9 protein-coding genes are annotated in these 10,080 nt (G+C 65.3%); 5 read left to right on the plus strand and 4 right to left on the minus strand.

What is annotated here, in order from left to right:
- The coding region (locus AB4Z27_RS27670; RefSeq protein ID WP_441645786.1) for a M16 family metallopeptidase at positions 1–525 on the plus strand (525 nt) is incomplete at its 5' end.
- Positions 526–678: 153 nt separating this feature from the next.
- Entirely contained in the window at positions 679–1,050 is a 372-nt protein-coding gene (locus tag AB4Z27_RS27675) for a PHA-granule associated protein 4 (protein ID WP_092301661.1), read from the plus strand.
- Positions 1,051–1,133: 83 nt separating this feature from the next.
- On the opposite strand, the gene AB4Z27_RS27680 is transcribed toward AB4Z27_RS27675, so the two are convergent.
- Together AB4Z27_RS27680 and AB4Z27_RS27685 are read right to left on the minus strand one after the other, a co-directional pair.
- Positions 1,134–1,712 (minus strand): hypothetical protein, encoded by a 579-nt coding sequence (locus AB4Z27_RS27680; protein ID WP_255371005.1) that lies wholly within the window; start codon positions 1,710–1,712, stop codon positions 1,134–1,136.
- A gap of 78 nt (positions 1,713–1,790) precedes the next feature.
- Entirely contained in the window at positions 1,791–2,948 is a 1,158-nt protein-coding gene (locus AB4Z27_RS27685) for an acyl-CoA dehydrogenase family protein (protein WP_441593711.1), read from the minus strand.
- A gap of 404 nt (positions 2,949–3,352) precedes the next feature.
- Here AB4Z27_RS27685 and AB4Z27_RS27690 point away from each other — a divergent pair, with 404 nt between their 5' ends.
- From AB4Z27_RS27690 to AB4Z27_RS27700, 3 genes are all read left to right on the plus strand, one after another.
- Entirely contained in the window at positions 3,353–4,666 is a 1,314-nt protein-coding gene (locus AB4Z27_RS27690) for an MFS family transporter (RefSeq protein ID WP_092301665.1), read from the plus strand.
- Positions 4,667–4,767: 101 nt separating this feature from the next.
- On the plus strand, positions 4,768–5,706 hold the full coding sequence (locus AB4Z27_RS27695; RefSeq protein WP_441645787.1) for a LysR family transcriptional regulator: 939 nt from the start codon (positions 4,768–4,770) through the stop codon (positions 5,704–5,706).
- 37 nt (positions 5,707–5,743) lie between these two features.
- Positions 5,744–6,217 (plus strand): aminoacyl-tRNA deacylase, encoded by a 474-nt coding sequence (locus AB4Z27_RS27700; RefSeq protein WP_092301669.1) that lies wholly within the window; start codon positions 5,744–5,746, stop codon positions 6,215–6,217.
- Between the two features lie 13 nt (positions 6,218–6,230).
- Here AB4Z27_RS27700 and AB4Z27_RS27705 read toward each other — a convergent pair whose 3' ends face one another.
- Positions 6,231–6,872, minus strand: a complete 642-nt coding sequence (locus AB4Z27_RS27705; protein ID WP_143093946.1) for a hypothetical protein — start codon at positions 6,870–6,872, stop codon at positions 6,231–6,233.
- Between the two features lie 110 nt (positions 6,873–6,982).
- Positions 6,983–10,080: ImcF-related family protein (locus AB4Z27_RS27710; RefSeq protein WP_441645788.1), on the minus strand; the 3,098-nt coding region annotated here is incomplete at its 5' end.

Here is a 10,080-nt window from a genome sequence, read left to right on the forward strand (position 1 = left end):
GGCGGCACCGGCATGCGCAGCCGGCTGGCGGACCGGCTGCGCCAGCAGGACGGCATCAGCTACGGGGCGTCGAGTTCGATCTCGGTGGGCGCGCTGGATCGGGCCGGGCGCTTCGGCCTGTGGGCGGCCTACGCCCCCCAGAACCAGGGCCGGCTGCGCAAGGCCATCGACGAGGAAATGGCACGCTTTGCGCGTGACGGTATTTCCGACGCCGAGCTGGCGGAGGCCGTGAGCGGCCTGCTCCAGCAAGGCATGATGAGCCGCACACGCGACGGCGCGCTGGCCGGSGCGCTCGCCAATCAGTTGTTCCTGGACCGCACCATGGCCCATACGGCCGAAGTGGAGGCTCGCATTCGCGCTGCCACGCCTGCCGCCGTGAACGACGCCATCCGCCGCTACCTCACGCCGGCCGGGCTGACGCAGGCCTTCGCGGGAGACTTTGGCGCCACCACGGGGGCGGCGGCGCCGGTCGGCATGCCGGCTCCGGCGGCGGCAATCGAGCCGCCAGACGCATCAAAGCCCTAGGAAGCTGGTATAAGGAAGAACGCCAATTCTGGCGAGACCGGCCCGGGGCCGGGGTTGCGGGCCGAAACGCCCGTGACTACCCCTTCCGCGTCCTTGTGACGGCCGGTCAATCACTGTATATTCGTACAGTATTCGTTGAGACAAGAGGTGTGGATGTCAATCGTGCGAGCTGGCAGCAAGTCGGAAGCGCTTCGGCTTCTGGCCTCCGAGCAGGTGCTGGCGCTTGAGCTGGATTACGAAACCGGATGGCAGGATGCCGTCGAGTTGGGCCGGCTCGGAGAAAAGCGCGGCATCAAAGTGCAATACCGCGGACAGGAAAGCATCGCTGTCCGCTCCCGCGAGGCCCTGGTCGARGGGCTCGCCAAACCCAAAGGCACGTTCCGGCAACGGAATCTCTATTGCCAGTTCGACCTCGGCACGCTTGCCGACAATGAATTGCTGGATCTGGAAGCCAAGGCGACCCGCCTGGGCGACTACATTCTCGCCGGCCATCTGCTGCGCGACGTGGACGGCGTCTGGCCGTGACGGGYAACTGACGGCCGCACATGGCAAATGACGGCCTCGCGGGCCGTCATTGCWTTGAATCGACGTGGAAACCTGACGGGAAGCTACTGCCAGACGCGCGTCGCGCCAGCCCAACGGGCGGCTGCGGAGGCGTGCATCACAGCGTGATCGGCGTCGGCGCCTGGGGCCAGCCCCGGCTGCGCCGTGTCGATCGATGTCCGGCAAAGCACCGCCGTAACCAGCGTCTTGATATGACCACGCGCGCCACCCGCCAGGGCGGCGAGGTGTTCATGCCCGTCGAGCACGATCAGGCCGTCTCCGGCCTGTGGGCGCAGCTCCAGCGCGTAGAGATGATCACATTCGCATTGCATGCGGCCACCCGATACCGCCACCACGATGGCATTCGGCAGCGCCAGCCCGCTCTCGCGCACGGTGTCGCGCAGCCGGTCCAGATGCGCCTGCGCGCGGTAATCACGCGCCGAGTGCGCCGGCGCGGGGCCGTTGCTCAAGGCCATGAGGTCGTCGGGCGACACCATCAGCGTGTACGCCTGCAACGCCGTGCGGTAGGTAGCCACCACCGCGCGCAGCCGGTGCACATCGGCCGATTTGGTGGCCGCCACTGACGGCGCGGACGTTACGGACACGCTCGATGCCCTCGGCACCGTTGCCTGGAACTTGCTCATCCTGCCTCCCCCTGCTTATCGTCGCGGGTTTTCGTCGCGGGTTGCATGGCACCCGGCCCGGAGGCCGGGCGCTGGCCATCAGTCGCGCAGCAGTTGCTTGGCGATGATCAGTTGCTGGATCTGCGTGGTGCCTTCGTACAGGCGCAGCAGGCGCACGTCGCGGTAGAACCGTTCGGCCTTGTATTCGGCGATGTAGCCGGCGCCGCCGTGGATCTGCACGGCGCGGTCCGCCACGCGGCCCACCATTTCGGTACAGAACATCTTCGTGCACGAGGCCAGCATGCTGACTTCGGGGTCGCTCTTGCCGGCAGGCTTGGCGTCGTAGCGCTGCGCGCAGTCGCGCACCATCGACAGGCCCGCGTATAGCTCGGCCTGGCTGTCGGCCAGCATGCCCTGAATCAGCTGGAAGTCGCCGATGGGCTTGCCGAACTGCTTGCGCTCCTTCGCATAGGCCACGGCGTCGGTAATCAGCCGGTGCGCCATGCCGCAGGCCAGCGCCGAGATATGCAGGCGCCCACGGTCGAGGACCTTCATCGCGGTCTTGAAACCCACGCCCGGCACGCCGCCGATGATGTTGGCCGCCGGCACGCGCACGTTTTCCAGCACTACGTCGCAGGTCTTGGTGCCGCGCTGGCCCATCTTCTTGTCCGGCTTGCCGAGSGAGATCCCCGGCGTRTCGGCRGGCACGATGAACGACGAGATGCCSGACGCGCCCGGRCCGCCGGTGCGCGCCATCAGCGTGAAGGCGCCGGCGCGCGGCGCGTTGGTGATGAAGCGCTTGGTGCCGTTGATGACGTAGTGGTCGCCATCCAGCTCGGCGCGCGTTTGCAGCGAGGCGGCGTCGGAGCCGGCGTTCGGCTCGGTCAGCGCGAACGAGATGATCAGCTCGCCGCTGGCGATCTTCGGCAGGTATTCCTGCTTCTGCGCCTCGGTGCCGTCCATCAGGATGCCCTGCGAGCCGATGCCCACGTTGGTGCCGAACACCGAGCGGAACGCAAACGCCGTATGGCCGAGGTCATAGACCACATCGCATTCCTGCGACATGGCCAGGCCGATACCGCCGTAGTTCTCGGGAATGGAGATGCCGAACAGGCCCATCTCCTTCATGTCGGCGACGATCTCGGCTGGCACTTCGTCCAGTTCTTCCAGCGTGTCTTCCGCCGGCTTCAGCCGTTCGTCGATGAAACGCTGCACCGAGGCGCGCAGCAGGGAAAACGATTCGGCGTCGAGGGCCATGGCAAATCTCCGGGTCAATGCGGGTCAGACACAATGGGCGTCAATGGTACGCCGCCTGACCGATTTGACAATCCACGCAGGCTTGGACAGAAGGGATAAAACAATTTGACAATCACCGGCGTGCCTGCCGCTGGTTCGCTGTCACGCCTAGTGCGGCATGCAGAACAAACAATCCACCCTGCAGAACAATCGCCCGGAAACCCAATACCGGCAAGTGGTGATGCATTCGCCACGTGACTTATTCGCCGCTATCGGCTGGGCAACCTTGTTGCGTTCGGAGTACGCTACCCGGGCACAAYCCACGGGTGTGTTCCGCGCGTCTGGCCCCCGCTTGCCAGCCTGCCGCGGCTCCGCCCGCGCCCCGATCCCAGCGGCGCCCCTCGCCGCCAAGAAAGAGAAGGTCCATGACTCAAATCGCCTCAACCGCCGATACCTCCACGGCACCCTCCCCAGAGGAAACCAGGAAACGCGTCTTCGCGATTGTTGCCGCTTCGTCCGGCAACCTCGTTGAATGGTTCGATTTCTACATCTACGCGTTCTGCGCCATCTATTTTGCGCCGTCGTTCTTCCCGAAAGCCGACCCGACTGCCCAGCTGCTGAAYACGGCTGGCGTGTTTGCCGCCGGCTTCCTGATGCGACCGATCGGCGGCTGGCTGTTCGGCCGCATCGCGGACCGCAACGGGCGCAAGAACTCGATGCTGATCTCGGTGGTGATGATGTGCTTCGGCTCGCTGCTGATTGCCTGCCTGCCGACCTACGCCACCATCGGCACCCTCGCCCCGGCACTGCTGCTGCTGGCGCGACTGCTGCAAGGCCTGTCCGTGGGTGGCGAATACGGCACAACGGCAACCTATATGAGTGAAGTGGCGCTCAAGGGCCGGCGCGGGTTCTTCTCATCGTTCCAGTACGTGACGCTGATCGGCGGCCAGTTGCTGGCGGTGCTGGTGGTGGTGGTGCTCCAGCAATTGCTCGATGAAGCCGAACTCCGGGCCTGGGGCTGGCGCATTCCGTTCGTGATCGGCGCGATTACTGCCGTGGTAGCACTGCTGCTGCGCCGCACGCTGCACGAGACCTCGTCGGCACAGAGCCGCAACAGCAAGGAAGCCGGCAGCGTGGCGGAACTGTTCCGCCACCACAAGGCGGCGTTCTTCACCGTGCTGGGCTATACCGCCGGCGGTTCGCTGATTTTCTATACGTTCACCACGTACATGCAGAAGTACCTGGTCAACTCGGCCGGCATGTCGATCAAGACCGCCAGCTACGTCATGACGGGCTGCCTGTTCCTGTACATGTGCATGCAGCCGATCTTCGGCGCCTTGTCTGACCGCATCGGCCGCCGCAACAACATGCTGATGTTCGGCGCGCTGGGCGCACTGGTCACGGTGCCGGTCCTGACCGCGCTGCGCACCGTATCGAGCCCGGAACTCGCTTTTGTGCTGATCTCGGTGGCGCTGGCGATCGTGAGCTTCTACACCTCGATCAGCGGCATCGTGAAGGCCGAGATGTTCCCGCCCGAAGTGCGCGCGCTGGGGGTGGGCCTGGCCTACGCCGTGGCCAACGCCATCTTCGGCGGCTCGGCCGAGTACGTGGCGTTGGGCCTGAAGTCGATGGGCCATGAGACCACGTTCTACTGGTACGTCACGGGCATGATGGTGCTGGCGTTCTTCGTCAGCTTGCGGCTGCCGCGCCAGGCGAAGTACCTGCATCACGAGCACTGACCATCCGCCTCCGGGCGAGCATGGCAAACTAAGGGGCCTCCGGGCCCCTTTTTTCTTTGGTGGGCCTTCGGACCCTTTCTCATCTCCGCCACCCCGCCGCCATGGATCTCAACGCCTTGCGCCTGTTCGTCGACATCGTCGATGCCGGCAACCTCAGCGCCGCCGCCCGCAAGCTCAAGATGACGCGCGCCAACGTCAGCTACCACCTGAAGGCGCTCGAAGAGGAACTCGGCGTGCAACTGCTGCGGCGGACCACGCGACACGTGGAGCCGACGCCCGTGGGCGCCGGCCTGTACGAGCACGGACGCAACATCCTGGGCGAGGTGGCCGCCGCCAACGCGCTGATCAGCAGCATGGGCAAGAGCCTGCAGGGCCATGTGCGACTGTCGGTGCCCACCGGCCTCGGCCACAGCCTGCTGTCGCCGCTGCTGGTGCAGTTCAAGCAGCGTTACCCGGACATCACGCTCGACGTGGTGTTCGACAACCGCATCCACAACCTTGTGTCCGAGGACGTGGAAGTGGCGCTGCGGATCATTTCCACGCCGCCAGACTCCGTGGTGGCCACCGAGATCGGCGAGGTGGAYTGGGTCGTATGCGCCGCGCCGTCCTACCTGGCGGGCCGCGCGGCGCCGGCGGCACTGGGCGACCTGACGGCCCACGCCATCGTCTGCGCCTCTCCGATAGGCCAGAAGCTCAAGGCCTCCGGCACGCGCGGCGAGGACAGCGCCCGGGAACAGGTGGTGCTCGCTCCGACGCTAAGTTCCGAGAACTTCGCSTTTCTCAAGGACGCCGTGGTCGGCGGGCTCGGCATTGGCATTTTTCCGATGTACGCAATCGGTGACGAACTGTCGCAGGGCACCCTCGTGCCCTTGCTGGATGGCTACCGCATCAGCGTCTTCGGCAGCAAGCTGTACCTCCTGACCATGCCGAACCGCTACCAGACCATGGCCACGCGCTACCTGCTGACCTTCCTGAAGACCGAACTCCAGGCGATCTGGCCCCGCATGCGCGACGCCARRRCCTATATTGAAAAGACCTAGRACAACCGGCGCGTGCTGGCGCAGGAGGCAGGCAATCATGGCAATCGCAAACACCCTGGCTGGCCGGCTCAGCCGCATGAACAGCCAGTTCGACATCATCCGTCACCCCTACAGCCTGAGCAGCATGGCCACCGCCCAGGCCGCCCATGTACCCGGCAACCGGCTGGCCAAAACCGTCCTGCTCGAGGACCAGGCCGGCTACGTGGCCGCAGTGATTCCTTCGAGCCACCACCTCCGGCTTTCGGACATCTGCGAGCAAACCGGCCGTGACCTGGTRCTGGCCCACGAGGACGAGATCCGCGAGGTTTTCAAGGATTGCGACCTCGGCGCCATCCCGCCCGTGGCCATGTCCTACGGCATGCCGACCTATGTGGATGAATGCCTGATGGAAGAACCCGAAATCTGGTTCGAAGCCGGCGACCACGAGGAACTGGTGCACATGCAACGCGACCAGTTYATGGCGCTGATGTCGGACGCGGAACGGGGGAGGTTTTCGCATCGGATGATGTGAGGACACACTCGCATCACCTCACGTTCTCCTTGCCCACGTAATAAACCGCGAAGGCTGCGACCAGGGGTATCGCGACAAGCACGAGCACACCATCCGCCGCGACGGCAACCGGCGTCAGCAGAACCAGCGCGTTCCTGGCGCCGGCGCCGAGTTCTTCGCGGACTGGAATGGTGTAGGACTGGTTCAACGGCGTCGCCGGATCCGGGTATTTGGTATCACCGGCGGCGTACCGCTTGCCTTTGATCGTATATTGCGCGGCGCCACAGCGCTCCGTCCCGCAATTCTTCGGAAAACCAAGGGCGACGGCGAGCGCCACTTCCTCCGCCGTGAACGCGTCGGCGGCCTTCAGCGTCAAGCGTCCCATGACGTTGCCGTCAAGGTCCACGGTAAAGGTACTGAACACTGCGCGCACACGCGGATGGAGCGCGGACTGGATGACCTCGACCAGGCCCTTCGGCGCCGCCATGACATAGTGATAGCGCTTCCCGAGGACGACGAGGGACTTCTTGTCTTGTGAGATCAGGATCTGACTCGCCGTCTCCTGGTAGTCACGGAACCTCGGCTTGTCGATTTCCTTGAACAGCTTTCTCGTGACGCAGCCGCTGGTGGCTACGGTCGATACCGCCAATGCGGCCAGAAAATGTCGTCTTTGCATGCGCGTCCGGTGAGGTTGGAAAGCAACGCCACGCATACTGCAGTGCCATGCCGGGCACTACCATCGCCATTCTCCGAAAATGTGTGCCAAATGTTCTCAGCGCCGCTGGCTTATGGCACGGGGCGCAGACCTGAAGTCTGGTTCGAAGCGGGCGACGCCGATGCGGTCGGCGCGCGATCGGCGAAGATGCGCGACGGCAACACGAATCCGCGCAATGCCAGCAGCTCCAACGGCCCTTGGCCGAGTTCGGTGCGCATCAGGTAGCGGATCGGATAGGCGATGTCCTTCGACACAGGCTGCATCGCTGCGCGGGGCATCAGGCTATCGGGTTCTGGCGGAAGATTCGAAACCAGGCTGTCCGGTGAGCCGTGCCAAGTGATCTGGAACGTCCCGCTGTCGATCGCCTCGACGCTGGCGCGCTCGAGCATCCGCACCAGCCCCCATCGCCCCGTGAACTCATAGTGCTTGTTGGTGCCGGCCGCTTCCGTACGCCATTGCAGCCGGGTGCCTGGGCTGTCCGGCGTGCTTGCGGGCCAGATCATGGCCTGCCATGTCTCGCGCTGGTTGTAGTAGTGAAGTTGCTGGCCATCGAGCGTCAGTAGCGTATCGGTCAGGCGAGGCGCGGGAATCGGCTTGAGTTCGAACTGGTAACGCGGCTCCCCCTGTGCGAGCAGGCGCACGCCTATGCGCTGCAGACGGTTGATCGCGTCCAGGAACGCCGGATCAAATGCCACCGCCTGTCCGCCCATAGCAGCTGGCTTCCATTGATCGCCCTGCAGTTCCAGCACGCCAGCCAACTGCGCGGCGAGGAAACTCTGGATCAGCCCCCCTTGTGGCCTGAGGAAGCGCGCCAACTCGGGCAGCGAGGCATCGTTGGCGGTGTCGGCAAACGGATAGCGACCGGTGAACGAGCGGCCCCACGCCATGGCAATGCTCTCGCGCCAGGCCGCGTTGAGGCTCGCCTGGGCGGGCTGGAGCGCGGTTTGCGTCGCCTGGGCAATGGGGCGGACAAACAACGCCTCGCCCAKGCCCGCCCACTCTGCACCCAGACTGGCGGCGATCAGCCGCGCATACGCCTGGGTATCGGCCAACTCGGACGCCTTGCCCTGGAACAGCGCCTGCGCCATCTGACGAGCCTGGGCGTCGGCGTCCGGGCTGTTGCTCACTTGCTGCAGCCGCAGCCGCAATGCCGTGGCGCGCTCGAGAAAGCGTTGCAGACTCAGGTCGCCSGCGCTGGCCTGATCCTGCGCCACGAGCCGGGTGATCGGCCCGAATGATGGTCCCAAGGGACCGGCGGTGGCGGGCTTCACCCGCTTCGGCCCRGCCGGCTTCTTGCCAAGCATGTCCTGCGCCTTGGCTACAAGCGTGTCGGACAGCGAGTCAGCCCGGACTCCAGCCCGGCCCTGATATTCGAGCGAGGTCATCAGCGCAATGACCGGCGACTGGCGGGCGTCCGCCATCAGCTTCAACTGATCGATGGCGGCCGGCAGCGTAGGCGCCGGCTCCCATTGCAGGCTGTTCATGAAGCGCTGCCAGTGGTCGGCATAGTCGGCAAAGTACTGGGCTGTCAATGCGGCATGGAGGTCGGCGGGTGACGTAGGCTGCTGTGGCGCGCTAGCGCCCGAGAGCACCCAATCGCTTGTGACCTGCGTGCGCTTGGCGACGCTTTCGATTGCCTCGGCCACATGGTCYTCATAGGCTTGCCGGGTGTAGGCGCCCGGCACCAGCGCATTCGCGCGGATCAGCCCGCGYGCATCGGTGCCGAGTGTCAGCGACGCCAATGTCTGGTCGGGAAACCGGCCGCCAATCCCGTCGATCACCTGCCTGTAGAGCGTGTCCTGCGCGTTGCGCTGGTCGATCACCGCGAGCACTGTCCGGCGCGCGCCTGCYACCAACTCCGGGCGTGCGGTGATGCGCCAGTCAGGATGGGACTTGAAGTGGTCGGCGTGGAACTTGAGCAGGCGCTCGGCCAGATCGTCGCGCTCGCCCGGCGTGATGCGGGCATCGGTCTGCCAGTACTGGACGAGTTGGGTCTTGAGGAAGTCCGGCTCGACGCGTTCCGGGTTGGCGAGCATGAGATACGTCTTGAGGCTCTCTCGTCCACGGAGCGCCCAATCGCTGGCTTGCGTGTCAAGGCCAGCGGCCTGGACCTGCGCCAGCTCGGCGAGTTCATCTTCGAGATTCTGCTGGATCGGCGCGACAAGCAGTTCCCGGCTATGTTTGGCGTAGAGTTCCCACAGCGCGGAAGCGATGGCGGCGTCGCGATTGAGGCCGAGGCGGGTGGAGATCGATGCCAGGTGGCCGGCATCAGGCGCGTAGTGCGCGATTTCGTGTTGCAGGCCAAGCAGCGAACGAAGGCGCTCGGCGGTGTTGGGGGCGGCGGCGATGGCATCGACGGCTTCCTGCGCAGCATGGATGCTGCGGGCACTCTGGAAGCCGGAGAGCAACATCCCGGCGCTCCACAGACCAATGGCTACAAGCGCGATGGTCGAGAAGACGGTGACCGGATGGAAGCCGATGCGGCGACCGCCAAGACGGTTGGCACGCTCGCCGACATAGCGCCAAAGCGGCAGGACTGCAGCGGGATGGTAGCCCGATCCGCCCGACATCGCGCCTGGTCCCGGCGCAAAGACGACACCCCGGATCGGCATGAAAGTGCCGGGCCGGGCATTCATGCCGAAGATCCAGTCTGCCAGCGCCTTGCCACGGATGTCGAGGCGCTGGGATAGCTGTGCAAGGAAGCGGTCGCGGCCGTTCTCGATCAACGCTTCAATCCCGAGCGTCGCCAGGCGGCTCCGCAGTTCACCCAAGGCAACGGAAATGGCCGCCGCATTGGCTCGCGGCGGCAGTTCGCACCCGATCACAGACGTGGGCCCGTCGCCGGCCACGTCATGGATACGGGCGACGTCGAGCACGTAGACCGGCGCCGCCCAGCGTAGCGACTTCGCAATGTGGTCCAGCCGCATGCCCAGCGTGACGATTCCCCGGCGCTGGGGTCGTAAATCGGCCTCCCCATGTGTCACCAACACAATGGCGCTCACCGGCGCGGCCCGCAGCTTGCGGAGTCGAYCCAGCCAGGCGCGGTCTGGTTGGCCATCCGGCCCGGTCTGATTCCACAGCAGAAGCGCTTCTTCGGTAATCTGCCAGCGGTCGTTGACGATGCCCGGCAGCAACTCGGCAATGACGGCGTCATCGCCCGTCAGCAGCA

The organism is Cupriavidus sp. KB_39, from assembly GCF_052114485.1.
Classification (GTDB): Bacteria; Pseudomonadota; Gammaproteobacteria; order Burkholderiales; family Burkholderiaceae; genus Cupriavidus.

Excerpts from the sequence above, each read along its gene's own strand:
- AB4Z27_RS27680 (WP_255371005.1), bottom strand. The coding sequence starts at position 1,712 with ATGAGCAAGTTCCAGGCAACGGTGCCGAGGGCATCGAGCGTGTCCGTA.
- AB4Z27_RS27705 (WP_143093946.1), bottom strand. The coding sequence starts at position 6,872 with ATGCAAAGACGACATTTTCTGGCCGCATTGGCGGTATCGACCGTAGCC.